The 26,034-nt window shown below is 67.7% G+C and carries 23 protein-coding genes and 1 pseudogene; 11 read left to right on the top strand and 13 right to left on the bottom strand.

Translation table 11 applies throughout. The features are described from left to right. Positions 1 to 15 precede the first annotated feature (15 nt). The 3 genes from LRM18_RS10510 to LRM18_RS10500 form a co-directional block, all read right to left on the bottom strand. Entirely contained in the window at positions 16 to 744 is a 729-nt protein-coding gene (locus LRM18_RS10510; RefSeq protein WP_270954260.1) for a hypothetical protein, read from the bottom strand. A 35-nt stretch (positions 745 to 779) separates the two neighbouring features. Then, positions 780 to 1,943 carry a PilT/PilU family type 4a pilus ATPase gene (locus LRM18_RS10505; protein ID WP_042358565.1) on the bottom strand — a complete coding sequence of 388 codons (1,164 nt, stop codon included), beginning with the start codon at positions 1,941 to 1,943 and terminating at the stop codon, positions 780 to 782. 78 nt (positions 1,944 to 2,021) lie between these two features. After that, positions 2,022 to 3,059 (bottom strand): type IV pilus twitching motility protein PilT, encoded by a 1,038-nt coding sequence (locus LRM18_RS10500; RefSeq protein ID WP_004147099.1) that lies wholly within the window; start codon positions 3,057 to 3,059, stop codon positions 2,022 to 2,024. Positions 3,060 to 3,146: 87 nt separating this feature from the next. On the opposite strand from LRM18_RS10500, the gene LRM18_RS10495 reads away from it, so the two are divergent. Both LRM18_RS10495 and proC read left to right on the top strand, forming a co-directional pair. Beyond that, positions 3,147 to 3,824, top strand: a complete 678-nt coding sequence (locus LRM18_RS10495) for a YggS family pyridoxal phosphate-dependent enzyme (protein ID WP_270954235.1) — start codon at positions 3,147 to 3,149, stop codon at positions 3,822 to 3,824. 18 nt (positions 3,825 to 3,842) lie between these two features. Further along, complete coding sequence (gene proC / locus LRM18_RS10490; protein WP_064237776.1) at positions 3,843 to 4,664, top strand: pyrroline-5-carboxylate reductase; 822 nt, start codon at positions 3,843 to 3,845, stop codon at positions 4,662 to 4,664. A gap of 73 nt (positions 4,665 to 4,737) precedes the next feature. On the opposite strand, the gene LRM18_RS10485 is transcribed toward proC, so the two are convergent. Beyond that, positions 4,738 to 5,613, bottom strand: coding sequence for a LysR family transcriptional regulator (locus LRM18_RS10485; protein ID WP_064237775.1), 876 nt, complete (start codon positions 5,611 to 5,613; stop codon positions 4,738 to 4,740). A gap of 98 nt (positions 5,614 to 5,711) precedes the next feature. Between LRM18_RS10485 and LRM18_RS10480 the strand changes: the two genes are divergently transcribed. Next, positions 5,712 to 6,314: a short chain dehydrogenase gene (locus tag LRM18_RS10480; protein ID WP_053462343.1), complete on the top strand. Its 603-nt coding sequence runs from the start codon at positions 5,712 to 5,714 to the stop codon at positions 6,312 to 6,314. 68 nt (positions 6,315 to 6,382) lie between these two features. Here the strand turns inward: LRM18_RS10480 and soxR are convergent, their stop codons facing one another. Then, positions 6,383 to 6,817, bottom strand: a complete 435-nt coding sequence (soxR, locus tag LRM18_RS10475; RefSeq protein ID WP_053462342.1) for a redox-sensitive transcriptional activator SoxR — start codon at positions 6,815 to 6,817, stop codon at positions 6,383 to 6,385. A 29-nt stretch (positions 6,818 to 6,846) separates the two neighbouring features. Here soxR and LRM18_RS10470 point away from each other — a divergent pair, with 29 nt between their 5' ends. After that, positions 6,847 to 8,268 carry an MFS transporter gene (locus LRM18_RS10470; RefSeq protein ID WP_270954231.1) on the top strand — a complete coding sequence of 474 codons (1,422 nt, stop codon included), beginning with the start codon at positions 6,847 to 6,849 and terminating at the stop codon, positions 8,266 to 8,268. Positions 8,269 to 8,354: 86 nt separating this feature from the next. On the opposite strand, the gene LRM18_RS10465 is transcribed toward LRM18_RS10470, so the two are convergent. Continuing rightward, positions 8,355 to 10,376, bottom strand: coding sequence for an alpha/beta hydrolase (locus tag LRM18_RS10465; protein WP_064237773.1), 2,022 nt, complete (start codon positions 10,374 to 10,376; stop codon positions 8,355 to 8,357). Next, positions 10,376 to 11,350 carry a DUF4105 domain-containing protein gene (locus LRM18_RS10460; RefSeq protein WP_049469258.1) on the bottom strand — a complete coding sequence of 325 codons (975 nt, stop codon included), beginning with the start codon at positions 11,348 to 11,350 and terminating at the stop codon, positions 10,376 to 10,378. Before LRM18_RS10460 ends, LRM18_RS10465 begins: the two co-directional genes overlap by 1 nt. A gap of 171 nt (positions 11,351 to 11,521) precedes the next feature. Between LRM18_RS10460 and LRM18_RS10455 the strand changes: the two genes are divergently transcribed. Further along, positions 11,522 to 11,926, top strand: a complete 405-nt coding sequence (locus LRM18_RS10455; protein ID WP_014646209.1) for a GFA family protein — start codon at positions 11,522 to 11,524, stop codon at positions 11,924 to 11,926. A gap of 278 nt (positions 11,927 to 12,204) precedes the next feature. On the opposite strand, the gene LRM18_RS10450 is transcribed toward LRM18_RS10455, so the two are convergent. After that, entirely contained in the window at positions 12,205 to 13,722 is a 1,518-nt protein-coding gene (locus tag LRM18_RS10450; RefSeq protein WP_154330139.1) for an MFS transporter, read from the bottom strand. Positions 13,723 to 13,829: 107 nt separating this feature from the next. On the opposite strand from LRM18_RS10450, the pseudogene LRM18_RS10445 reads away from it, so the two are divergent. Then, positions 13,830 to 14,754 (top strand): annotated as a pseudogene (locus LRM18_RS10445) (LysR substrate-binding domain-containing protein). Positions 14,755 to 14,803: 49 nt separating this feature from the next. Here the strand turns inward: LRM18_RS10445 and LRM18_RS10440 are convergent. Next, the gene (locus tag LRM18_RS10440) at positions 14,804 to 15,667 is read right to left on the bottom strand and encodes a DMT family transporter (RefSeq protein ID WP_057495169.1); all 864 of its coding nucleotides are present in this window, start codon (positions 15,665 to 15,667) and stop codon (positions 14,804 to 14,806) included. Between the two features lie 131 nt (positions 15,668 to 15,798). On the opposite strand from LRM18_RS10440, the gene LRM18_RS10435 reads away from it, so the two are divergent. Further along, positions 15,799 to 17,178, top strand: coding sequence for a PLP-dependent aminotransferase family protein (locus tag LRM18_RS10435; RefSeq protein ID WP_270954225.1), 1,380 nt, complete (start codon positions 15,799 to 15,801; stop codon positions 17,176 to 17,178). Here the strand turns inward: LRM18_RS10435 and LRM18_RS10430 are convergent. Next, on the bottom strand, positions 17,117 to 18,061 hold the full coding sequence (locus tag LRM18_RS10430; RefSeq protein ID WP_270954223.1) for a LysR substrate-binding domain-containing protein: 945 nt from the start codon (positions 18,059 to 18,061) through the stop codon (positions 17,117 to 17,119). The two genes, LRM18_RS10435 and LRM18_RS10430, sit on opposite strands and share 62 nt — an antisense overlap. A 115-nt stretch (positions 18,062 to 18,176) precedes the next feature. On the opposite strand from LRM18_RS10430, the gene LRM18_RS10425 reads away from it, so the two are divergent. Both LRM18_RS10425 and LRM18_RS10420 read left to right on the top strand, forming a co-directional pair. After that, the gene (locus LRM18_RS10425; protein WP_057495166.1) at positions 18,177 to 18,875 is read left to right on the top strand and encodes a glutathione S-transferase family protein; all 699 of its coding nucleotides are present in this window, start codon (positions 18,177 to 18,179) and stop codon (positions 18,873 to 18,875) included. Between the two features lie 87 nt (positions 18,876 to 18,962). Further along, positions 18,963 to 19,637 (top strand): methyltransferase domain-containing protein, encoded by a 675-nt coding sequence (locus tag LRM18_RS10420; RefSeq protein WP_270954220.1) that lies wholly within the window; start codon positions 18,963 to 18,965, stop codon positions 19,635 to 19,637. A gap of 3 nt (positions 19,638 to 19,640) precedes the next feature. On the opposite strand, the gene smqnr is transcribed toward LRM18_RS10420, so the two are convergent. Beyond that, positions 19,641 to 20,288, bottom strand: a complete 648-nt coding sequence (gene smqnr, locus LRM18_RS10415; RefSeq protein ID WP_150827627.1) for a SmQnr family pentapeptide repeat protein — start codon at positions 20,286 to 20,288, stop codon at positions 19,641 to 19,643. A 159-nt stretch (positions 20,289 to 20,447) separates the two neighbouring features. Between smqnr and LRM18_RS10410 the strand changes: the two genes are divergently transcribed. Then, on the top strand, positions 20,448 to 21,224 hold the full coding sequence (locus LRM18_RS10410) for a DeoR/GlpR family DNA-binding transcription regulator (RefSeq protein ID WP_064237768.1): 777 nt from the start codon (positions 20,448 to 20,450) through the stop codon (positions 21,222 to 21,224). Positions 21,225 to 21,235: 11 nt separating this feature from the next. Next, positions 21,236 to 22,369, top strand: coding sequence for an MFS transporter (locus LRM18_RS10405; RefSeq protein ID WP_270954215.1), 1,134 nt, complete (start codon positions 21,236 to 21,238; stop codon positions 22,367 to 22,369). A 9-nt stretch (positions 22,370 to 22,378) separates the two neighbouring features. Here the strand turns inward: LRM18_RS10405 and LRM18_RS10400 are convergent, their stop codons facing one another. Together LRM18_RS10400 and LRM18_RS10395 are read right to left on the bottom strand one after the other, a co-directional pair. Then, positions 22,379 to 23,884: a PepSY domain-containing protein gene (locus LRM18_RS10400; protein ID WP_270954214.1), complete on the bottom strand. Its 1,506-nt coding sequence runs from the start codon at positions 23,882 to 23,884 to the stop codon at positions 22,379 to 22,381. 11 nt (positions 23,885 to 23,895) lie between these two features. After that, positions 23,896 to 26,034: a TonB-dependent receptor gene (locus tag LRM18_RS10395; RefSeq protein WP_270954212.1), complete on the bottom strand. Its 2,139-nt coding sequence runs from the start codon at positions 26,032 to 26,034 to the stop codon at positions 23,896 to 23,898.

Raw genomic sequence — 26,034 nt, 5'->3', positions numbered from 1 at the left:
CGCCTGTGGTGCCCGTCACTCCATGCCCTGCAGGGTGTCAGTGCAACCCGCCAGTTCCACCATCATCCTGCCGGTGTTGCGGAACGCCGGATCCCGCGGCACCCATCGTGCGAACCAACGCTGCTCGCCGTCCACCACGGACTCGAACATCCACGATGAGCCGTCAAGCCCAGCGCTCGAATCTTCGCCCTGCAACAGCGCAAACGCGGCGGCGATGGCGTTCCATTCCTGCGCACTCAGCGCGCGCGGTGGAGCGCACGTGCCACCCTTGATGACGGTGGCTGGGCTTCCGGGCAACGATCCAGGAATCTCGAAATCGCGCGCACTGCGCCCGACGATCCACGCGTGGCCCGCTGCATTGCGCTGCGCGCGAATGAGCACGCCCGGGAAGAATGCAGGATCCCAGACGAAGCGACATGCCTGTGCCGGTACGCTGCCACAGCGGAACGACGGCTCCGGCAAGCCATCGAGATCCCGCAACCGGGCATCATAGATCGTCCTCGCTGACCCGGTGAAATCGATGAACGGTGGCAGGTCGCCGCCGTGCTTCGTCGCAGGCGGTGGCAGCAGATACCAGGCATGCGCCTGCGGATCGTCGCAGCCCTCGGCCGCGGCTGCCGGTTCGGGGGTACGGGCACAACCGGCCTGCAGCAGCACGGCGATGGCCAGTATCACGCTCGTAGTCACACGCATGCAGGCCTCCCTGGCAGGTTCACGCGGGCGTGCATCCGGCGCCGCGGTCATCCCGGAGCAGCGGGCGCCCGCAGGCGCCCTTCCGGTCAACGGATCTCCGAGATCTCCACGCCATCCAGTCCCTGCGACAGGGTGCGCGCGTCGCCGCCCTGGCTGAGCTTGATGCGCAGGCGCACCTCGTTCTGCGAGTCGGCGTAGCGCAGCGCGTCCTCGTAGCTGATCTCGCCGGCCTGGTACAGCTCGAACAGGCTCTGGTCGAAGGTCTTCATGCCCAGCTGGACCGAGTCCTTCATCACTTCCTTCAGCTTGTGGATCTCGCCGTCGCGGATATAGTCCTGCACCAGCGGCGTGCCCAGCAGGATCTCCATCGCCACCTTGCGCGAGCGACCATCGGGGGACGGCACCAGCTGCTGCGCGACCACGCCCTTGAGGTTCAGCGACAGGTCCATCAGCAGCTGGTTGCGGCGGTCTTCCGGGAAGAAGTTGACGATGCGGTCCATCGCCTGGTTGGCGTTGTTGGCATGCAGGGTGCACAGCACCAGGTGGCCGGTTTCAGCGAACGCGATGGCGTGGTCCATGCCTTCGCGGGTACGCACCTCGCCGATCATGATCACGTCCGGCGCCTGGCGGAGGGTGTTCTTCAGCGCGGCTTCCCAGCTGTCGGTATCGATGCCGACCTCGCGCTGGGTGATGATGCAGCCCTCGTGCTTGTGCACGAATTCGATCGGGTCCTCGATGGTGATGATGTGGCCGGTCGAGTTCTGGTTGCGGTAGCCGATCATCGCCGCCAGCGAGGTCGATTTACCGGTACCGGTGGCGCCGACGAACAGGATGATGCCGCGCTTGGTCATCGCCAGCGTCTTGATGATCGGCGGCAGGCTCAGCTCTTCCACGGTCGGAATGCGCGTCTCGATGCGACGCAGCACCATGCCGACCTGGTTGCGCTGGTAGAAGCAGCTGACACGGAAGCGGCCGACACCGGACAGGCCGATGGCGAAGTTGCATTCGTGGGTCTTCTCGAATTCCTCGCGCTGCGCCGGGGTCATCACGTTGAGGACCAGGTCGCGGCTCTGCTGCGGCGTCAGTGGGGTCTGGGTGATCGGCGAGATCTTGCCGTTGACCTTCATCGCCGGCGGCATGCCGGCCGTGATGAACAGGTCCGAGGCGCGCTGGTGCGCCATCAGCTTGAGGAACGAAGTGAAATCGATGGTGGTCGCGGTGCTGTTCACGGCGGGCTCCCAAGAGGGCATGTACCAGGAAACGGTCGGTGGAGGAAACGGCACGGGGACGGCGCCGCACTGGTGCACGCCGCCCGTGGTTGTCCCGCCTTACTCGAACAGGCGCTTGTCCTTGGCGTACTCGCGGGCCTGGTTGCGGGTGATCAGGCTGCGCTTGACCAGGTCCTGCAGATGCTGGTCCAGGGTCATCATGCCGTACTGCTGGCCGGTCTGGATGGCCGAGTACATCTGCGCCACCTTGTCCTCGCGGATCAGGTTGCGGATGGCCGGGGTGCCGACCATGATTTCCCACGCTGCGGTACGACCGCCGCCAACCTTCTTCAGCAGCGCCTGCGAGATCACCGCACGCAGCGACTCGGACAGCATCGAGCGCACCATCGGCTTTTCGCCGGCCGGGAACACGTCGATGATGCGGTCGATGGTCTTGGCCGCCGAGCTGGTGTGCAGGGTGCCGAACACCAGGTGGCCGGTTTCCGCGGCGGTCAGCGCCAGGCGGATGGTTTCCAGGTCACGAAGTTCGCCGACCAGGATGATGTCCGGGTCCTCGCGCAGTGCCGAGCGCAGCGCTTCGTTGAAGCCATGCGTATCGCGGTGCACTTCGCGCTGGTTGATCAGGCACTTCTGCGAGGTGTGCACGAATTCGATCGGATCCTCGACGGTGAGGATGTGGCCGTATTCGTTCTTGTTGATGTAGTCGATCATCGCCGCCAGCGTGGTCGACTTGCCCGAGCCGGTCGGGCCGGTCACCAGGATCAGGCCCTGCGGCTGCTGGATCACCTCGCGGAACAGCGGCGGGCAGGCCAGGTCCTCGAGGGTGAGCACCTCGGACGGAATGGTACGGAACACCGCACCGGCGCCACGGTTCTGGTTGAACGCGTTCACACGGAAGCGCGCCAGCGACGGGATCTCGAAGGAGAAGTCCACTTCGAGGAATTCCTCGTAATCGCGGCGCTGCTTGTCGGACATGATGTCGTACACCAGCGCATGGACCTGCTTGTGGTCCAGGGCCGGGATGTTGATCCGGCGAACGTCGCCGTCCACGCGGATCATCGGCGGCAGGCCTGCGGACAGGTGCAGGTCGGACGCTTTGTTCTTTACGGAAAACGCCAGCAGTTCGGCGATATCCATGAGCGGCTACTCCCCAATAACGGCTTCGACTGGAAGGATCTTTCCCCGGGCGGCAGTATAGCCTCCTGATTCAACGGAACGCGTTACGTGGCCACTCCCCTGCCCCAGATCCTGAGCAACCTGCATGCCGCCGCCGAGGCGGCCGGCCGGCCTGATCCGCGCCTGCTGGTGGTTTCCAAGACCCAACCGGCCGAGGCCGTGGCCGCGCTGGCCGCGCAGGGCCAGCAGGCCTTCGGCGAGAACTATGTGCAGGAAGCGCTGGCGAAGATGCAGGCGCTGCAGCACCTGGCGCTGGAGTGGCACCTGATCGGGCACCTGCAGTCGAACAAGGCCGAGGCCGTGGCCACCCATTTCGACTGGGTGCAGAGCGTGGACCGGCCCAAGCTGGTGGCTGCGCTGGCGCGCCATCGCCCGGCCGCACGCGGCCCGCTGAACGTGCTGATCCAGGTCAACATCGACGACGAATCCAGCAAGCACGGCTGTGCGCCGGAGGACGTCGAGGCATTGGCCGCCGCGATTGCCGCTGAGCCCCGCCTGCGCCTGCGTGGCCTGATGGCGATTCCCGCGCCATGGCCCGAGGCCGAGCGTCGCCGCGATGCATTCGTGCGCATGCGCACACTTTTCCACTCACTGGCCGCCCAGCACGCGCAGGTCGACACGCTGTCGATGGGCATGAGCAGCGACTACGCCGACGCCATCGCCGAGGGCGCCACCCTGGTGCGCATCGGCACCGCCCTGTTCGGCGCGCGCCCGCGCCCGGCCTGATCTTGCAAGGAGAGTTCCATGGCAGCTGATTCCATCACCTTCATCGGCGGCGGCAACATGGCGCGCAGCCTGATCGCCGGCCTGATCCGCCAGGGCGTGCCGGCCGCGCATATCCATGTGGCCGAACCGGTGGCCGCCCTGCGCGAGTCGCTGGCTGCCGACTTCGGCGTGCAGGTGCACGACAACGCAATCGATGCGGCCGCGCAGGGCGGCACCTGGCTGCTGGCAGTGAAGCCGCAGGTACTGCGCGAGGTCTGCCAGTCGCTGCAGGCGCTGGCCCAGGCGAACCGGCCGCTGGTGGTGTCGATCGCCGCCGGCATCACCAGTGCGCAGCTGGAGCGGTGGCTGGGTGGCAACCTGCCGGTGGTGCGGGCAATGCCCAATACGCCGGCCCTGCTCGGCGCCGGTGTGACCGGCCTGTACGCCACGCCGTCGGTGGACGCGCAGCAGCACGCGCAGGCCGAACAGGTGCTGGCCAGTGCCGGCCGCACGGTGTGGATCGATCGTGAGGCGCTGATGGATTCGGTGACCGCCGTGTCCGGCAGCGGACCGGCCTATGTGTTCCTGCTGGCCGAAGCGATGGAAGCGGCGGGTATCGCCCAGGGCTTGCCCGCCGACGCCGCACGCACGCTGGTGGTGCAGACCCTGTTGGGCGCCTCGCGGATGCTGGCTGAAGCCGGCGAAAGCCCGGCCGAGCTTCGTCGCCGCGTGACCTCGCCGAACGGCACCACCCAGGCCGCGATCGAGCGCTTCCAGGCGGGGGGGTTCGAAGCGCTGGTGGACAAGGCACTGCGCGCCGCGCAGGTACGCGGGCAGGAATTGTCTGCAGCGAATGATTGATTGCCCTGGGGCCAGATCCCTTTGCCGAGGGAAAGGGATCTGACTCCAGCTGCCACCCCACCTGCCCCGATGATCACGGCCCCAACGTGGCCATGACGAAATCGACGAAGCACTGCAGACGCGGGCGCGGGCGTCGATCAGGCAGGTAGATCAGGTGCATCGGCCGCGGTTCGGGCAAGTAATCACGCAGCAGCGGCTTCAGTCGCCCCGCTGCGATCTCGCCAGCCAGCAACGCCGTCGGTTGCAGCACCAGACCCGCCCCGGCCACCGCGGCTTCGCGCAGCGCGAAGCCGTCATTGCAGGTCAGCCGCGCCTCCCAATCCACCTGTTCGCCATTGGCCAGCTGCCAGCCATGGCCGCCGCGCCAGGCCAGGTGGCTCAGGCAGTCATGCCCGGCCAGGTCCGCCGGCGTGCGCGGTGTACCACGCCTGCGCAGATAGGACGGCGCGGCGCACAGGCTCATCGCATACGGCGGCAGTGGACGCGCCACCACCTCCTGCGACGGCAGCGGCCCGACCCGGATCGCAACGTCGAAGCCGTCCTCGATCAGGTCCACGCGGCGGTTGCTCAGGTCCAGCTCGACGTTCAGCAACGGCTGCGCACGCAGCAGTCCGGACAGTACCGGCGCCAGCACGCAGCTGCCCCACGTGGTCGGCGCGCTGACCCGCAGCAGGCCGCGCGGCTGCACCTGCAGCCCGGCCACGTCCGCCTCGGCCTGCTGCACCTGCTCCAGCACCTGCCGGCATCCGGCCAGGTAAGCGCTGCCGGCTTCGGTCAGGCGCTGGCGCCGGGTGTTCCGTTGCAGCAAGGCGGTGCCCAGGTGCGCCTCCAGCTGCTGGATGTACTTGCCGACCATCACCGCCGACACCTGCAGCTGTTCGGCGGCAGCGGCAAAGCTGCCGCGCTCGGCAACCGCCACGAAGGCCTGCATGCAGCGAAAGGTATCCATTGCTAATCCAGGATTAGGAATCTGCAAAGCATACGCCGCTTACCTAACCCCCTTGTGACGGCGCAGACTGCGCTCACTCCCTCACGCAAGGAACGACCATGAAGATCCTCCTCGTCGGTGCCAGCGGCACCCTCGGCCAGGCGGTCGCCCGCCAGCTCGGCCAGCAACACCAGATCCTCGCTGCCGGCCGCCACAGTGGTGAGCTGCGCGTGGACCTGACCGATGATGCGAGCGTCGCCGAACTGTTCGCGCGTACCGGCGCGGTCGATGCGGTGATCTCGACCGCAGGCACGCTGCATTTCGGGCCGCTGCAGGAAATGACCCCGGCCCAGTTCAACGTCGGCCTGCAGGACAAGCTGCTGGGCCAGGTGCGGCTGGCACTGGCCGCCCAGCATCACCTCAACGCCGGCGGCTCGATCACGCTGACCAGCGGCATCGTCAGCGCCCAGCCCATCCGCGATGGCGTCAACGCCACGTCGGTCAATGCCGCGCTGGAGGGCTTCGTGCGCGCCGCCGCTTTGGAACTGCTGCCGCGCGGCCTGCGCATCAACGTGGTCAGCCCGAACGTGCTGATCGAATCGATGGCGGCCTACGGTCCCTACTTCCCCGGTTTCGAAGCGGTCAGCGCGCAGCGCGCGGCGCTGGCCTTCCAGCGCGCGGTGGAAGGCATCCAGAGCGGAGAGACCCTCACGGTCTGGTAAGAAAAAAGGGGACGGAGGGGATTAAGTCGTTTGTGCACTTGCGACTTAATCCCCTCCGTCCCCTTTTTTCATTCCCAGCGCATCGGGCCGTCGCCGCGTTCGCCGAGGACATCGCCGGGGTTGGCCAGACGGCAGCGCTGCAGCGACAGGCAGCCACAGCCGATGCAGCCGGTCAGTTCATCGCGCAGCCGCTGCAGCATGTGGATGCGCTCCTCCAGCTCGGTGCGCCAGCGCGCGGACAGCCTGGCCCAGTCGGCCTTGGTCGGCGCGCGCCCTTCGGGCAGGCTCTCGAAGGCCCGCCCGACCGCTTCCAGTGGCATGCCGACACGCTGCGCCACGCGGATCACCGCCAGGCGCCGCAGCACATCGCGGCTGTAACGGCGCTGGTTGCCCGAGGTACGCAGGCTGCTGATCAGCCCCTTGCGCTCGTAGAAATGCAGCGCGGACACGGCCACGCCACTGCGCTGGGAGACTTCGCCTACGCTGAGCTCCGGGAATGCCATTGCTTGACCTCAACTATGGTTGAGATGTCATGCTGCTGTCTTCGCCGCCCGTTGACAAGCGCGGCCCGCATCTACCCCCTATGACGCCAACGCTTTCACCCGCCAATACCGGCCTGCCGCCGGATACTTCGATCCTGTCCGCGCGCTACCGCGCCACCACCCTCGGCATGGTCGCGCTGGTCGCGCTGCATGCCTTCGAGGCATTGGCCGTCGCAGCCGCGATGCCGACCGTAGCCGAGGCACTCGACGGCCTGCGCCTGTATGCGCTCGCTTTCGGCGGCACCCTGGCCACCAGCGTGATCGGCATGACCCTGGCCGGTCGCTGGGCCGATCGCCACGGCCCGGCCCGGCCACTCTGGTACGGGCTGGCCTGCTTTGTGGCCGGCCTGCTGCTGGCCGGCCTGGCCACGCGCATGGGCCTGCTGGTGGCCGGGCGCCTGATGCAGGGCCTGGGCGCGGGCGCGATCTCGGTCTCGCTGTACGTGATGGTCGGCCGCAGCTACCCGGAGCACCTGCAACCGAAGGTGTTCGCGGCATTCTCAGCAGGCTGGGTGCTGCCGTCGCTGGTCGGCCCGGCGCTGAGCGGGCTGATCGTGCAGCATCTGGGCTGGCGCTGGGTCTTCCTGGCGGTACCGCTGCTGGCGATTCCCGCGGCGCTGCTGCTGCGCCCGGCACTGGCCCGCATCCAGGCCACCGGTGGCGCGGGCAACGACGCCGGGCGCGGCAACGTGGTGCGCTGGGCCAGTGGCGCGTCGCTGGCGGCGTTGCTGCTCTACGTCGGAGGACAGCAGCAGGGCCTGGCCGCCCTGCTCTGCATCGGCGCGGCGATGCTGGCGCTGCTGTTCTGCGTGCATCGGTTGCTGCCAGCCGGAACGTTGATCCTGCGCCGCGGGCTGCCCAGCGTGATCGCGCTGCGTGGCATTGCGGCAGCGGCGTTCTTCGCCTGCGAGGCCTATCTGCCCCTGCTGCTGCAGCGCGAGCGCGGGCTCTCTCCGACTTGGGCCGGTGCGGTGCTCAGCCTGGGCGCCCTGGGCTGGTTCGCTGGCTCATGGCTGCAGGGTCACCAGCAGCGCGGCTGGTCACGCCAACAGCTGCTGCGCGCTGGCACGGCGATGATGACCCTGGGCGTTGCCGCAACACTGGCGGTACTGTTCAGCGCGGTGCCGCTGCCGGTGTCGCTGGTCGGCTGGGCGATGACGGGCTTCGGCATGGGCATGATCTACGCCAGCCTGTCAGTGCTGACCCTGTCGCTGTCGGCGCCGCATGAGCAGGGCGCCAACACCTCTGCGCTGCAGCTGAGCGAGGCCCTGTCGGTGGCCACCGCGCTGGCGGCCTCCGGTGCACTGTTCGCCCTGTTCGTGGACAGTGCGCCGCACACCGGTTACCTGCTGTGCCTGGCCATCACCTTCGGCCTGGCGGTGATGGCCGCAGTGATCGCGCGGCGGGTGTAGGCACCCGCTTTACGGCAGTGCCGGCCGCTGGCCGGCAACCTCCATGTGCAGAGGAGTTCCCCGGGATTGACGGCCAACGGCCGCCATTACCGGGTGCCGCTCCCCACGTCATCGATGTCCCGGTGCAGGATGCGGCGCACTTCCAGCACGGCCTGCGGGGTCTCCTGCACGCTGTGGCCGGAAATGATCACCTTCTCCGACAGCGCGCCCGGCAGGTGCGCGCTCCAGTACGGCACCAGCCCGTCATCGGACTTCTCCACCGGCAGCTCCGGCTTGCGCTGGGCGATGATCGAGTGGTACTTCAGGCCCGTTTCGATCGGCAGCTGTGCGGCGGCCTTCACGAACGGATCGCTGGCCTTGAGGTTGTCGATGCTGTTGGGAATCTTCGGCTTGGCGGTGCCGTCCTCCTGTTGCTCGGCCTGCGCCAATGCCAGGAACACATCTTCGAATTTGCCAAGGATGGTCAGCGGCAGGCGCACCAGCCGGCCCAGCAGGCGCCCGACCTTGTTGCCGGCGATGTCCGTACCCTGGTGCGGGGCGGCGATGAAGATCGCACGCTCCACGTTCGGCTGCGCCTTGAAGTGCAGCAGCGGCCCCAGCTTGTTCTGGACGCGCTTGAGGCGCTCGCCCTTCAGGTCATAGTTGGCCAGCAGGTCGTTCCACAGCACGTCGCCCGAATCGCTGACCAGCAGGCGCGCCAGCACGCCACCCATGCTGTGGCCGATGTAGACCATGTCCTTCGATGCACGCGTGCTGCCGTTGGGGTCAAAGTGCTTGAGGGTATCGTTGAACGCGTTGGCGATCTCGTAGCGGTTCAGGGCAATCGGCGCGTTGGTCGGGTAATAGACCTGCCACACCTGGAACTGCTGGCGCAGCTCGGGGTCACCCATGATCTCGTTGGCCAGGTTCACCCAGGCTTCCGGGCTGCTGGCCAGGCCGTGCAGCATGAAGATGATGCGACGGTTCGGATCCCACGGCTGCATCAGGTAGATGTGCGGCTCGCCGATGCCTTCACTCATGCCGAACAGGGTGCGCAGCGACTGCCGGGCGAAGCCGCTCTGTGCCAGCCACAGGCCGTAGGCGGCGGTGAAGTTGCCCGCCAGCGGCACCTGTTCGCCATGCAGGCTGATGCGCTCGGTGGCTTCCGGCGAATACGCATCCAGCTCGACCCGGCGCGTGCGCATCACGTCGTCCAGGCTGCTGCCCTCGAAACGCAGCAGCGCGGTGACGTTGATCGAGGACATCTCGCTGAATTCCGGCACCGAATCGTCATGGCGATGGCGGCGCCCGCGACGCTCGTTGTCGTCAGCATCCGCCACCGTTTCCGCCTTCGGCCCATCGCCCGCGATCACCGGCGCGACCAGCTTGGGCGGGTCCATCACCATCACCAGCTCGGCACCGAAGCCATCGCGGCGATAGGTGCTGCGCAGGCCGACAAAACTGACCGTACCGGCCGGCACCAGCTGCGCGGGAATGCTCTTCAGGTTCAACTGCTGGTAGTTGGAGGCCAGCGACCAGCTGCCGACCGAGATCGGCTTCGTGTAGTCCTCGCCCGCCAGTGCCGCTGCACGCGCGCGCACGAACAGCACCACCGCCGCCTTCTCGGCCGCGTAGTTGTAGTAGTCGCGCACCTGCGTCTGCCGGTCCTCGAAGGCGCGGTCGGACGGCGAGCGGCCGCTGTAGAACAGGTACGCATACGCGTAGCGCGCGGCCTCCAGCCAAGCGTCCAGCGCCTCGTCGCTCATCGGTGGATCACCGGCGGCAGTCTTCTTCGGCGTCAGCGCCAGTGCGGCCTTCACCCACAGTTCGGACAGCGCCGACAGCCGCTGCTCGACGTTGAGGTCATCGGTCATCAGCAGCGTACTGCGGCAGACCAGGAAGTCCTTCTCGCATTGCGATTCGTCCAGGCCCGCCGCGCTGAGGGTCTCGCGGGCGGCCGGGCTGAGCTTGCCGGTATTGAGCACGTCGGCACGCTTGTTGACCAGCGAATCGCTGGACTTGACCTGCTTGACGGTGACCATCGCGCAGCCACTGCTGCCCAGCAGCAGGAAGGCGGCGAACAACACCGGCAGCGCACGCTGCCAGCGGATCAGGGGGAGTCGGGTCATTACTGCGGGTCCTGCTCGGTGCCGGGCACGCCCTGGCGGATCACGGTGGAGAAGTGGTCGCCGCTGCCCAGGTCCAGCGCACGCTGGGTGATGCGGCCCTTGTCATGCAGTTCGGCATAAGGCACGCCCGGCGTGAGCGCGCCGACCTCCTGTGCGTACTCGGCCAGGTAGCCGGACAGCAGCAGACGGTAGTCCAGCGGCAGGCGCGGCGCGATGTGGCGGGCCAGGTCGAAGACGATAGTGGTGCAGTTGCTGGTGAGCGTGTTGTAGAAGCCCGGCTTCGCGTCCAGTTCGCGCGCCTGCGCGATGTACGCGGCGAACAGTTGCTTCAGCTGCGCCTGGTCCATGCCGTGCAGGCGGTACAGATAGACATCCTCGCCACGCGCGTTGGTGCGGGTGCGGATGATATCGGTCTCCTCCGAGGCCACCAGGGTCATCTCGAACTTGCGGAAGAAGCCGCCCAGCGCAGAGAAGGATTCGCCGCGTTCCTTGCGGATCTCCAGCGAGAACACCACGTGGCGCCCGTCCTCGAAACCGAACGAGATCAGGGTGTGGGCGATCGCCGGGCCCATCCAGTACGACAGCACCAGGTCGGCCGAGCGCAGCTGGTCAAGATCGTACGCGCGGCGCACCCAGTGCGCGTCGTAGTCGGTTTCGCTGCGCCAGGTGAAATCCCGCACGTTGTCGAGCACCACGTGGCGCCCGTCGAAGGACACCACATGCAGGCGCTGGGCCACGTCATCGGCCCAGACCCGGTCCTGGCGCGGGGTGAGCAACAGCCACCACAGGCCGGCCAATGCCAGCGATGCCGCGAACGCCAGGCCGAGCCGACGGCTGCTGCGGCCACGCGCGACCTGCCACGAGGCCCACAGTGCCAGCAGCAGCCACAGCAGGGCCACGGTGGTCGCCAGCCAGCCCGGCCCCGGCACCTGATAGGCCAGCAGCCCGGTCACCCACAACGCTGCCAGCGCCATGGCACTTCCTGTCATCCAACGTCCTGCGGCTCTCACTGGCATCCTGTCGCGGTCCCGAAGCCGCATAGTTAGCCACAAGCGGGTTCACCGTCGCATCTACGGCCCGTTCAGGGACCGCGGCGCACCGTCTGCGGCGACCTCTGCAGCCCGATGGATCACACAGGAGCAACGATGGGCATCACTTCCGTGGCCGGCGTTCCGGTCCAACCCCAGCACCGCGCCACCTGCCACTGCGGCACGGTCGAGCTGCTGCTCGACCTGCCGGACGGCATCGTCGATCCGCGCCGCTGCGACTGCTCGATGTGCCGGCGCCGGGGTGCCATCGCCGCCAGCGTCCCCCGCCAGGGCCTGCAGGTGGTACGCGGGCAGCATCACCTGCAGAAGTACCAGTTCAACACCCATGTGGCCGAGCACTACTTCTGCGGCGTGTGCGGCATCTACACCCATCACCGGCGCCGCTCCAACCCCGACCAGTACGGCTACAACGTGGCCTGCCTGGAGGGCATCGACCCGTTCGCGCTGGGGGTGATCCCGGTCAGCGATGGGGTCAACCACCCATCAGACCGCACCGGCTAGTGGCGCGTGCGCCGCGGCGGCGTGGCCACCTTCTGCCAGGGCGCCATGCCGCTGCGCCCCGCCCGCGCCGGGCGTTTCAGCCAGGGCCGGCGTGACGGTGCCTGTGGCGCGTCCTCGACCGGGGGAGGAAGGGGTCGACGGCCGGGCCAGAGATGGTCGAGCAGCCACATGGCGGGTCTCCGTGGGGGGACGGGGACGATCAACACTAGGCCCGGGTGGGCATAGGCGGCGTGAGCGGGACACGACAACGGGATGACGGCGAGGCGGCGATGAGCCTGCTACACCCTGTTCCCGACGAAGGCGCCTGTGCGTTTCCGCAGCAACAGGTGCAACACGGCGGCACAGGCAGCGGTCAGCAGCGCCAGTACACGCAGCAGTGTCGCCAGCGCCTCGCCACTGACCTGCCGCAAGTGCTCGTCCCCCATCGCAGGCAGCAGCGCCGCCGCCTGCGCCCGGGACCCGCTCGCCAGGTAAGCACCGGCACGCGCCAACGACGCCGGCGAAGCCCCTTGCAGCTGTTGATCGATCAGCAGCGCCAGCAACGCCGTCACCGCGGCCAACGCGATGCCTTCGCCGGCCACCCGAACGGTTCCGAAAATGCCGGCGGCCATGCCGGCACGTTGCACCGGTACCACACTCACCGACAGCCCATCCATGAGGCCCCACGGCAACGCCGTCCCTGCGCCGACCAGCATCAGCAGCGGCACCCATTGCGAGGGCGACGGGTTCGATGCCTGCCGCGACAACAGGTACAGGCCGGTGGCACACACCAACAGACCCAGCGTGCAAAGCCGCGCACTTCCCACGCGCTCCGCCCAACGCGCAGCCAGCATCGGCAGGATCAGCATCGGCGCGGACAGCGCCAGCATCTGCAGTCCCACCAGCGTCGCGCTCTGGCCATGCACGCCCAGCAATTGCAGAGGTAACACGACCAGCAGCACCACGTAGCCGAAGCAGGTCGCCACCGGCAGCAGCTGGACACCGAGGAACGCCGGTTGCGAGAACAGTGAGAGGTCCAGCAATGGTGATGGGTGCCGTCGTTCGATAGTGACGAACACCCCGCCCAACAACAGCGTCGCCAGCAGTGCCAGTTGCACACGCACGGCGTGCAGGCCGAACTCGCCCAGCCACAGCAGGGCCAGGGTCAACGCCGCCAGCGTCAGGCTGAAACTCAGCATGCCGCCGATATCCAGTGGTCGGCGCTCGCCATGGCTTTCAGGCACCGCGCGTGCCCCCAGGCCGAAGGCCACCAACGTGAGCACACCGCCCGCGGCGAACACGCTGCGCCATCCCAATGCCTGCAGCAGCAGGCCCGCGAGCAGGGGCCCCAACGCCAGCCCCATGCCGAACGTGGTGCCCAGCAGGGCGAAGACACGGGCACGCGCCGGCCCCTGCCAGGCCTGTGCCAGCAGCGCCGTGCCAGATGCCAACGCCGCTGCAGCCGCCACGCCCTGCAATCCGCGCGCCAGATCCAACCACAGCAGCGCGGGAGCAACGCAGACCACGGCCGTGGCGAGGGTGAAGCCCACCGTGCCCAGCAGGAACAGCCGCCGCCGGCCATAACGATCGGCCAATCCGCCTGCCGCGAGCAGCAGGCTGCCGAAGGTGAGCATGAAGGCGTTGGTCACCCAGGCCAGCGCGGTGGGCGATGCTGCCGCGGAACGCGCCAGCGCCGGCACCGCAACTGCACCGGCAGAGAAGGACAACGGCAACGCCAGCGCGGCCAGGCAGACCGCAAGCAGCGTCCAACGCTGCTGCGCGCGGGCAGGTACAGGGAACATCGAAACCGGGGCCATGCGGGCCTCCATCCATCAGGGGCATTGATGATGGACAGGCCGTTATTCCAGAAAAACGGGCTCGATGGACGTTGATTGCGGCCAGATGTTCCGCAATCATGCCCCTTATGGACTCCATCTCCGCCCTGCTCGCCTTTGTCCGCACCGCCGAGGCCGGCAGCATCGTCGGCGCTGCCCGCGTACTCGGCCTGTCCGCCTCGGCGGTCGGCAAGCGCATTGCCCGCCTCGAACTCGATCTGGGCACGCGTCTTTTCCAGCGCACTACCCGCCGCGTGCACCTCACCGACGAAGGCGAACTGCTGCTGCAGCGCTGCCGGCGTGCACTGGACGAGCTTTCCGAAGCGCAGGCTGACCTGGCGCAGCGACAGCACGCCCCCAGCGGGCTGCTGCGCATCGGCCTGCCCACCATCGGCTACCGCTTCCTGCTGCCGGTGCTGCCCGGCTTCCAGCAACGCTACCCGCAAGTGCAGCTGGAACTGGACTTCAACGACCGCATCGTCGACGTGGTCAGCGAGGGCCTTGACGCGGTGATACGCAGCGGCGAACTGGCCGATTCCAGCCTGACCGCACGCCGGCTGGGGGGCTTTCGCTTCATCCTCTGTGCGGCGCCGGGCTACCTGCAGGCGCACGGCACTCCCGGCGATGTGGGCGACCTTGGCAGGCATGCCGCACTGCGCTTCCGTTACCCCACCACCGGAAAGCTGCATCCGTGGCAGCTGCCGGGCATCGAAGGCGATGCCGGGGCGCGCCTTCCCACGGCGATGACCTGCAACAACATGGAAGCCGTGCTGGCCGCTGCGATCGGCTGCATGGGCCTGGCCTGGATGCCCGACTTCCTCGCCGCTGACGCGCTGGCCGATGGCCGCCTGCAACGGGTACTGCCCGCGCTGCCGACGCACCAGGGGCACTTCTCGCTGCTATGGCCCGGTGGGCGCCATCCCAGCGCACGCCTGCGTGTGTTCATCGACTATGCCGTTGCGCATCTTTTCCGCGGCTCCCCCGGAAAAGGGGACGGAGGGGATTAAGTCGTAATCGGTCCTGCTGTGCCTGAAACGACTTAATCCCCTCCGTCCCCTTTTTCCTAGCGGCTGAAGCGGCGCGCGCCTGCCACGCAGATCACGGCGACTACGGTCACCAGTACCATGCTGAGGCTGACCGACTCGTGCAGCAGCAGCGCGGCCAGCGCCAGGCCGAAGAACGGCTGCAGCAGCTGCAGTTGGCCGACGGCGGCGATGCCGCCCTGTGCGAGCCCGCGGTACCAGAACAGGAAGCCGATCAGCATGCTGAACACCGCCACGTAGCCCAGCGCCCACCATGCCGAGGCAGCCACCGCGGTGAACGAGGCCGGGCGCATCAGCACCGCCAACGGCAGCATCACCGGCAATGCCAGCAGCAGGGCCCAGCTGATCACCTGCCAGCCGCCCAGATGGCGGGCCAGCCGACCGCCTTCGGCGTAGCCCAGCCCGCACACCACGATGGCCGCCAGCATCAGCAGGTCGGCCTGCAAGGACGCCTCGATGCCGTTACGCACCGCATAGCCGACCACGCAGGCGCTGCCCAGCAGCGAGAACAACCAGAACGCCGGGCGCGGCCGCTCGCCACCACGCAGCACGCCGAACACCGCAGTGCTCAACGGCAGCAGGCCGAGGAACACGATGGTGTGCGCCGATGACGCATGGCGCAGCGCGAGCGCGGTCAGCAGCGGAAAGCCGACCACCACCCCGAGGCTGACCACCATCAGTCCCGGCAGGTCGCCGCGACGGGGCCACGGCTGGCGCAGCATCAGCAGCAGGCCAAGGCCGAGCATGGCGGCGATGGTGGCGCGCGCAGCCGTGACGAATCCGGCATCCAGCTGCAGCACCGCTACGCGCGTGGCCGGCAGGGAGCCGGCGAAGATCACCACACCGATGAAGCCATTGATCCAGCCACTCGCCGACCGTTCCACGCCTGTGATCCTGAAGTGCCGGGCGACGCCTGGCGGAGTTTGTATGGAAGCATCCGGCGCGGAACGCGCCCAGCTACAATCCAGTACAGTCGCAAGTAACTGTACTGCCCACACTTCCACTACAGTCCGCCATGCCGCCTCCGCTCACCCGCATCGAATCGGTCATCCAGGCCGTCCGCACCCGCATCAACGCGCGGGCCGATGGCCCCGGCACGCGCCTGCCTTCGGTACGTGCACAGGCGGCCGCGATGGGGGTGTCGGTCTCCACCGTGGTCGAAGCCTACGAGCGATTGGCTGCCGAAGGCCTGATCAGTGCGCGCGCAGGATCCGGCTTCTACGTCAGTGGGCCGGCCGCACCGCTTGCACTGGCCGAGATGGAACCCCGCCTGGAGCGCGCGGTGGACCCGTTGTGGGTGTCGCGGCAGTCGCTGGAAACCCCGCCGGGTCACCTCAAGCCAGGATGCGGCTGGATGCCCAGCGACTGGCTATATCACGACGGCGTGCGCCGCGGCCTGCGTCGGCTGGCGCGTACCGATGCCATGCATCTGGTCGACTACGCCGGCCCGCTCGGGCTGCCCGCGCTGCGCCAGCTGCTGCAGAGGCGCAGCGCCACGCTCGGCATCGATGTACCCATGGAGCAGATCCTGCTGACCGAATCCGGTACGCACGCGGTCGATCTGCTCTGCCGTTTCCTGCTCAAGCCCGGCGACTGCGTGCTGGTCGATGACCCGAGCTACTTCAATTACCACGCGCTGCTCAAAGCGCACCAGGTGCAGGCCATCGGCGTGCCGTACACGCACAGCGGCCCGGACCTGCAGGCGTTCGCGCAAGCCCTGCAGGCGCATTCGCCGCGGCTGTACATCACCAATTCCGGCCTGCACAACCCGACCGGCGCGGTGCTTTCGGCCAACACCGCGCACCGCTTGCTGGGCCTGGCCGAACGCAGCGAACTGATCATCGTCGAGGACGACATCTTCGCCGACTTCGAACTGCAGCCGGCACCGCGGCTGGCCGCGCTCGATGGGCTGTCGCGGGTGATCCACGTCGGCAGCTTCTCCAAGACACTGTCGGCGGCTTCGCGCTGTGGCTACATCGCCGCGCGCCACGACTGGATCGAAGCGGTGACCGACCTGAAGCTGGCGACTAGCTTCGGCGGTGGCCATCTGGCCTCGCAGCTGATGCACATCGCGCTGACCGACAGCGGCTACCGGCGCCACATGCAGTCGATACGTTCGCGTCTGGCTGACGCGCGCCGGCACACGTTGCGGAAGCTGCATGCGCTGGGCATCACTCCCTGGCTGCAGCCGGAAGCCGGCCTGTTCCTGTGGTGCCAGCTGCCCGATGGCCGCGACGCCGCGACGCTGGCGCGACGGTGCCTGCGCGAGGGCGTGGTGCTGGCACCAGGCAACGCCTTCAGCCAGTCGCAGCGCGCGGCCGACTATCTGCGCTTCAATGTCTCGCAGTGCCAGGACCCGCGGATCTGGCAGGTGCTGGCGCGGGCGTTGCGTTGAGCTGGTAATGCGCGACCAGCGCATCCACCACCACGCGTACGCCCGGCAGCTGGCCGCGACGATGCGGCAGCAGCACGCTGGTGGTGACTTCGCCGGCATGCCACGCCGGCAGAACCTGCCGCAGGCGTCCGGTCGCAATCGCCGCAGCGCACAGGCTGTGCGGCAACACGGTGATGCCAAGGCCCGCTTCTGCCGCCGCGATCAGCAGCTGCGACTCATTGCCGACCAGCGCCACCTGCGGCTCCACCTGCACGGTACGGGCGTCGGCACTGTGCAGTGTCCAGCGCGTTGCGTGGCGCGCGGTCAGCAGGCCGGCATGCGCGCGTAGCTGCTCGGGCGTCTCCACTGCCGGCGCGGCTGCCAGGTAGCCCGGGGACGCCACCAGCACGATACGCTCGCTCCCCAGCGAACGTTGCACCAACCCGGAATCGGGCAGTGGACCGAAATGGCTGCGCAAGGCGATGTCGATGCCTTCCTGTGCCAGGTCGATGAAACGATCACTCACTTCAACTTCGATGCGCAGCCGCGGATAGCGTCGAGCCAACGCGGGCAGGCATGCGGCGAGTTCGCCCTGCACCACCGGAATCGAAGCACTGATGCGCACGGTGCCGCTGGGTTCGGCCTGGCGGTCACGGACGATGGCCTCGGCAGCCTCAACCTCAGACAACGCCGCGCGTGCGCGTTCGAAGAACGCCTGACCGACCTCGGTCAGCGCGAAGCGACGCGAACTGCGCTGCAGCAGCCGCACCTCGAGCTGTTCTTCCAGCAGCGCCACGCGCTTGCTCAGGGTCGAGCGCGGCAGGCCCAGATGGCGCCCGCCTGCAGCGAAGCTGCCCTGCTCCACTGCGGTCACGAACAGGGCCAGATCGTTGAGGTTGAGCATGCGCAACGTCCACAGATGTGGACTTCAGGATGCCATTCGTACGGCTTCCGGGGCAATGTCCACGCAGGCACGCTTTCCTCACCCGCCGCATCGCGGCTTGAACCGGAAACCTGCCATGACCCCGATCCTCTTCTACGGCGTGCCCTCGGGCTGCTCGTTCGGCTCCATCGTCGCCCTGGAATGGCTACGCCAGCCGTATCACCTGTGCCGCATCGACATGCCCGGCCAGGTGCAGAGCGAAGACTACCGTCGCCTCAATCCACTGGGTGAAACCCCGACCCTGCGCACCGCGCAGGGCGAACTGCTCAGCGAGAGCCTGGCCATCCTCAACCACCTGGCCGCGAAGGGCATCGCGCAGGGCCTGGGCTTCGCACAGGGCACGCCCGGCTTTGATCGCCTCAACCACCGGCTGGCCTATCTCAACACCAGCTTCTTCGGTGCCTACGCCCCGCTCTGGCATGCGCTGGAACACGACGAGGGCGATGACGGCGAGGCGCTGCGTGCCTATGGCACCACCAAGGTGCGCCACGCCCATCAGGCGCTGGAGCAGATGATCGGCACAGGCCCGTGGCTGCTGGGCGAGCAGCGCAGCTTCGCCGACGCCTACTTCGCCGGCATCGCGCGCTGGAACGATTACCACCAGGTGGTCGACCGTCGCGAGTTCCCCAGGGTGCAGCAGCTGTTCGAGCGCCTGCAGGACGACGCTGGCGTGCAGTTCGCCCACGCCATCGAAGCACAGCGGCCGGCTACCAGCAGCGGTGGCTTCCTCGGCGAGGTGCGGCTGGAAGACGTGCTTGAGGCCGCGGCGGCCTGAGTCCTGCCCTGCTTGTGCGGCGGCGGCGCGCAATGCCCCTTGCGCACCGCGCTACAGTGGTATGTCCTCCGCCGCAGGAATCCGCGCATGTCCACGTTCTCCGACCCGCAGGCGGCAGCCCGCTATGCCGAAGCGCCGCTGCGCCAGGTGCCCGGATTCCTCGCGTTGCAGCAGATGAGCCGCCTGTTGCTGGCCGAACACGTTCCCGCACAGGGCCGCGTGCTGGTACTCGGTGCCGGGGGCGGGCTGGAGCTGAAGGCTTTTGCCGAGGCGCAGCCGGGCTGGCAGCTGCTGGGCGTGGACCCGGCTGCACCGATGCTGGCCCTGGCCAAGCAGACACTGGGCCCGTTGAACGCACGCGTCGAATTGCTGGAAGGCTACATCGACGATGCCCCGGACCTGCGCTTCGATGGGGCCAGCTGCCTGCTGACCCTGCACTTCCTCGACGCCGCGCAGCGCCTGCACACGCTGCGCGAGCTGCACCGGCGCCTGCAGCCCGGCGCGCCGCTGGTGGTGGCCCACCACAGCGTGCCGCAGGATCCGGCCGGCAAGCTGCGCTGGTTGCAGCGCTACGCAGCGTTCGCCGAAGCCTCTGGCGTTGCCCACGCCGATGCACAGCGCGCGATCGAGGCCATTGCCGAGCGGCTGCCGCTGCTGGCCCCGGAACAGGAAGTGGCGCTGCTGCAGGAGGCCGGCTTCGACGGCGTGGAGCTGTTCTATGCAGGCTTCAGCTTCAAGGGCTGGGTGGCGTACGCCGGGTGATGCCTACGGCACCACGGTGATGCCGATGCGCTGCATCAACAGCGCCACCTGCTGCACGTCCAGCGTGGCACCGCGCAGGTTGGTGCTGCGCAGGTCCAGCTCGCCCAGCTCGGAGTTGGTCAGGTCGCAGTCGGTGAAGTTGGCACTGTTCCAGTCAATGCCCTCGAACTGGCCGCCGGACAGGTCCGAGCCGGCGAAGCTGGCGCCGCTGACGTTCGCACCGTCCCAGCGGTTCTCCCACAGTTCGCATTTCTCCAGCGTGACCCGCGAGAAATTGGCATAGCGCAGGTTCGACTTCTTGATGAACGCGCTGCAGAACCAGCTGCGCGTGGTGATCTGGTTCATGAAGCTGGCGTTGCTGAAATCCGCGCCCTGCGCACGGCACTCGCTGATCTCCAGGCCCAGTGCCTTGATGAAATTGAAATGGCACATGCTGATGTCGCAGCTGCGGAAGCTGGCTTCCTTCAACGTAGCGCCGTTGAAACGGCAGCCGCTGCGACTGTCGGCGTCGTAGAAGCTGCAGTTGATGAACTCGGTGGCGGTCAGGTCCACGCCTGAAAAATCGCACTCGTGGAACTGCTGGTCGACCACTTTCTGGCCGGTGTACTGGTCCGCGCCGATGCGCAGCTTGCGGTGAACGGTGGGGGACATCGTGGATTCCTTGCCAAACGCCACGCCATGATGCCGGGCCGCGGGGGCAATCCACAGACACGGCCGCGGCCAGATTCACCGGCAGTCCAGTTGACCTGTGCCCACACGGGTCAAATGCACGTTGTTGCACGTTGATGCACGAACGTGCAGACTTGCAGCATGAACTCCGATCCCAGCCCCCTCCCCGCCCAGCGCACCCGGCAGATCCTGGAGGAACTGCGCCAGCAGGGCCGCGTGGTCGCCGCCGAGCTGGCGCGCCGCTATGCCGTCTCCGAAGATTCGATCCGCCGCGACCTGCGCGAACTGGCCGCACAGGGCCTATGCCAGCGTGTCTACGGCGGCGCCGTGCTGCCACCACCCAAGGAACGCCCGCTGCGCGAACGCCTGACCCGCGACCGCGGCGACAAGGCCGAGCTGGCCGCCCGCGTCTGCGCATTGCTGCAACCCGGCCAGGTCGTACTGCTCGATGCCGGTTCAACCAATCTGGTGATCGCCCAGCAGTTGCCGGCCGCCCTCGGCCTGACGGTGATCACCAATGCGCCACAGATCGCCACCGCCGCCAGCCTGCTTGATGGCACCTCGGTGCAGTTGATCGGCGGCCGCCTGGCCAGCGGTGGCGGCGCGGTCGGTGCCGAAGCACTGGCCCAGGTGCAGCGCCTGCGCGCCGATGTGTACCTGCCCGGCCCCTGCGCGGTGGACGGCGACACCGGCGTGTGGGCAATGGATGCGGAAGAAGCCACGCTGAAGCGCGCGATGGTCGCGTGCAGCAGCCGCGTCATCGTTGCCGCCACCACTGAAAAGCTCGGTGCCCGCGGCCACTGGCAGATCGCCAGCCTGGACGAGATCGACGACCTGGTGCTGACCACCACCGCGCCGCCCGCATTGGCGGCACGCTTCCGCGCCGCCGGCATCGCGGTGCACCCCACTCCCCCCTGACCGTACCGCTCATGTCCCTTGCCAACCGCGCGCGTGCCGAACAGCACGCGACCCGCGCTGCGTTCTTCATTCCCGGCTTCGCCACCGCGCTGTGGGCCACGCTGGTGCCGTTCGCCAAGGCACGCACCGGGATCAACGACGCCACGCTGGGGCTGGTGCTGCTCTGCCTCGGTGCCGGCTCGCTGCTGGCGATGCCCTTGTCCGGCGTGCTGGCCGCACGCCTCGGTTGCCGCCGGGTGATGGTGGCCAGCAGCCTGCTGATCTGCCTGACCGTGCCCGGCCTGGCCCTGGCGGGTTCGGCCTGGACGCTGGGCCTGGTGCTGTTCGTGTTCGGTGCGGCCGTGGGTGCGATGGACTGCACGATGAACGTGCAGGCCGTCATCGTCGAGCGCGAAGCACGGCGAGTGATGATGTCTGGCTTCCATGCTTTCTTCAGCATCGGCGGCTTCCTCGGCGCGGCCACCATGACCGTGCTGCTGTCCGCACAGTTGCCGCCCTTGGCATCGGTGCTGATCGGTGTCGGCACCATGCTGCTGGTGACGCTGTTGTCGGCGACGTACTGGCACAGCGAACGCATGCCACACGACACACCGATGCTGGCCCTACCGCATGGCATCGTGCTGTTCATCGGCGTGCTGGCGTTCGTCGCCTTCCTCGGCGAAGGTGCGATGCTCGACTGGAGCGCGGTGTTCCTCAGCGATATACGTCGCGTCGATGCCAGCCTGGCAGGCATCGGCTATGTGACCTTCACCCTGACCATGACGGTCGCGCGCCTGTTCGGCGATGCACTGGTGGCACGCGTGGGCCGCCAGCGCGCGATCGTGTTCGGCGCGCTGCTCGCCGCTGCCGGCGTGCTGGTGCTGACCCTGGTCACGCCGTGGCAGATGTCGTTGGCCGGATACGTGCTGGTCGGCCTCGGCTGCGCCAACATCGCGCCGGCGCTGTTTTCGCTGGCCGGCCATCAGAACCGCATGCCCGGTGCACTGGCGATCACGGCCGTCTCTACGCTGGGCTTTGCCGGCATCCTTGCCGGACCGGCGTTGATCGGCTTTGCCGCCAATCATTTCGGTCTGATTGCTGCGTTCATCGGCGTGGCCACGGCCTTGTTGCTGGTGGCCGTGTCCACACGTTGGCTGCGGGTTTAGTCCAAGGCATCAGCTCCGCCTGCGCCGCAGCTTCATCCGCAATCGTCGATAGCCGATCACTGTCGCCGTGGCACACAACGCGGTGCCGACAGCGCTCAGCAGCAGCAACACCGCCAAACGGGCACCTTCCTGGCGCAGCATCGCCGGCAGGTCCCAGCTGTGCAGGAAGTAGAACAGCCAGCGCCCGAGCCGCTCACGATGCCCCATCGTCAGCAACAGATCGCCGGTCGCCAGGTCGAGATAGACGCGTGTCGCCTCGGCATCACCGAAATCCACCACTGCCACTGGGAAGCGACGTACCGCTGCACCATTCATGGCCTCGGGCGCACGCGGGTAGAAGTACGCATCCGCTGCATGCTGCACCACGAAACCCTGCATGGGTGCAGCGGACAGCGCACGTGCCCTCTGCTGCAACCACGCGGTCGGCAGCCACCGTGCGACATGCAGGTGCCCATTGCCGCCGGACACGATGCGCGTATCACCCCGCCCGTCCAGCAACACCGCGAACAGCTCACCACCGATCCGTCGCCACTGGATCTCCACCGGCTGGAAGCGGGCAGCTTCGGCCACCGCCAGAAGCTTCGCAGGATCACCCAGCGCACCATCGACCGCCACCGCGCCGCCACGGTAGTGCTCAACATCGATCGCTTCACCCGTACTGCTGAATACACCCAATGGGTTCATCGACATCAGCCCGCTGAAAATCCAGGTGAACACGAACGCTGCAACACACAATCCAATCAGATGGTGCCAGCGCATCCACGGCTCGACGTACGGCGTCTTCGCACCGGAACGATAGTGCCCACGGAAACGCCAGCGCCATACGCCCACCACGATGCCGCTGATCGCCACCAGCGTGCACAGCGCGGACAGCGCGATCACCACCCACGTCCACACCGGATCCACCGACTGCATGCGCAGGAAGTACAACCAGTGCAGCCAGGCGCCCACATAGTTCCAGCGCTGCTGCACATGCGGGGCGTCCAGCACGACTTCACCGGTACGCGAGGACACATACAGGTCGCCCGGCTGCGCGCCACCCACCTCGACGCGATACAGCGGTCGATGCACATCCAGTGCGCGCGAATGCGTCCAGCGGTCCTCCTCCACGCGCGTCGCACCCACGAAGGCCTGGCCACCCGCGAACTGTGCGGCGGATGCTTCAGCGCGCTGTGCCGAGACCGGCAGCAGGGCCTGGCCGGTATATGCCGACCAGGCCCCCACGCGGTTGCCACTGCGCACCACATAGGCGGGCTCGCCACGCAGCGTGGTCACCGCCACGCTCTCCGGTTCGGCCTGCACGGCGGCAGGCAGTATCGGCAGCCCCTGCCAACCGCGGGCACCACCCAGCGCCGGCAACGCCGCCAACCGCTCACCGGGTGTCAGCTTTGGGTAACCGATGAACAGCATCACCATGCCGCTGACGAACCACAGCAGCATCAGCAGGCATCCGCCGATGCCCAGCCAACGATGCACCAGGTACGTCCAGCGCTTGGCGGTGGATCGCAATGTCATCGCCAGCGTCCTCAGAAGCGATGGTCGACGGTGAACTCGACGCGCCGGTCCGCACCCAGCAGCCACTGCGTGCTGGTGTAATACGCGGTGGCGTAGTACGCCTTGTCGAACACGTTGAACAGCCGCGCGGACAGCTGCGTGCGCGGTGCCGCCTGCCAGGTCAGTGCCAGGTCGGTGGTGCTGTAGCCGGGCAGTTCCAGCGTATTGGCGTTGTCGGCGTAGCGCTTGCCGACGTAACGCACGCCCCCCGCCGCACTCCAATCCGGTGCGAACTGCCAGCTCAGCCACATACTGGCCAGGCGCTCGGCTACGTTCGGCGGCACGTTGCCGTCGCGCGACACCAGCACCGCCGGCGAACCCGTGGATTCCAGGAAGTCCTCGAACTCGGCCTTCAGCACCGTCGCATTGGCATCGAGCGACCAGTGCGGCGCGACGTTCCAGTTCAACGACGCTTCAACACCGCGCGAGGTCTGCGCGCCCACCTGCACCCGACGATCCGGCACCAGCGGATCACGGCTGAGCAGCCCGGTCTTGCGGATGCGGTACGCCGCCAGCGTCCACTCGCCGCCGTCGAAGGCCTGCTTCAGGCCAACTTCGATCTGCCGACCCTTGGCCAGGTCAAAGGCCGCGTTGGCCGGGCTGATCATCAGCAGGCCACTGACCGGGTCCGCCGCTTGCGAGTACTGCGCATACAGGCTCAGCGTCGGCTGCAGCGCGAATACCGTGCCTGCACGCCAGCCGGTGCTGCTGTAGGTCTTCGAGAACGCGTTCTGCCCGCTGATCAAATCGGTGCGATCAATGCGCGCGCGGTCGTGGCGCAGGCCACCCAGCACCGACCAGCGCTCGCTCAGCGCCAGCCGGTCCTCCACGAACAGCGCGTACTGCTCGGCACGGTTACGGTAGCGCGGCAGGTTCGGCGCGTCGCTGGCGAACTGGCCCGGCACCGGATCGAACGGATCGACCGGGCCCGAGCTGCCGGCATAGGTGTTGTTGGTGTGCTTGAAGTGCGCGCGGTTGGCATCCATGCCCACCGCGAAGTTGTTCGCCCAACCGCCCACATGGCCCTGCACACGCAGCGTCGAGGTCAGTCCGGTCTGGTCCTGGTTGTGGGTGATCTCGGTATTGCCCGAGCGATCAATCAGGCCGGTAGCGCGGTTGTAGACATAGGCCTCGGCATTGCGCCAATCGCGCTGGCTGTCGATCTGATAAACCCGCGTGCGCCATTCAACGTTCGCGTTCGGCGTCCACAGCGCATCGAGCTGGGCCCAGCGGTCGCGGAAGCGGATCTCGCTGTCGTCCACGTTGTAGTTGCGGCGGCGTAGCGCCTCCAGCTGGCGGCCGTCGACCAGCGGCGTGCCGAAGTAGCGCATCGGTTGCTGGTAGCCCTGCGCATGGGTGAGCGTCAGCTGCAGGTCCGCACGCGGCTGCCACAGCAACGCACCGGAGAACGTCGCATCGTTGTTGCGGCCACGGTCGACCCAGCCACCGCTGTAGTTGCCACTCAGATCCAGCCGGTAGGCCAGCTCGGGGGTCAGCGCGCCACCACTGCCGAAACCCAGGCGCGCGGTGTCCTCGCTGCCCACGGTCACGCTGATCTCGTTCTCGATGGCCCCGCGCGAGGGCTTCTTCGGCACGATGTTGATCACGCCGCCGATTGCACCGTCGCCATGGATGACCGACGCCGGGCCGCGCAGCACTTCGATGCGCTCGATCGACCAGGTATCGAACGGGAACGTGATTCCCACGCCGCCGTACTGGCGCAGCCCATCGTACAGCCGCATCACCGAGGCACCGTCGGTGAAGCCGCGGCTGGACAGCGCACTCAGGCCATTGCCCGGATGCGGCATGGCACTGATCGCACCCGCCCGGCTGATCGCATCGTTGAGGTTACTGTCGCCGCGCTGCTCCAGCTGCTCGCGCGAAATGACCGTCAGGCTGGCCGGTGTCTGCAGCACGCTCAGGCCCAATGCAGAGCCTGCGCTGGCAGTGGAGGACAGCTCGCCGCTGCGGGTGTCGACCACCCGCACGGTCTCCAGCGTGGTCGGGGGTGCCGCGTCGGCGGCAAGCAGGGGCGCAGCATGCAGGAGCAGCGCGCACAGGACAGGCAGCGTCGCCCGGCGCAGGCACGCGGGGTTGGGGTTCGTTTTCAT

Source organism: Stenotrophomonas sp. PI_27 (assembly GCF_027854495.1).
GTDB classification, from domain to species: domain Bacteria; phylum Pseudomonadota; class Gammaproteobacteria; order Xanthomonadales; family Xanthomonadaceae; genus Stenotrophomonas; species Stenotrophomonas pavanii.
This window is presented reverse-complemented; position numbering and strand designations above follow the sequence as displayed.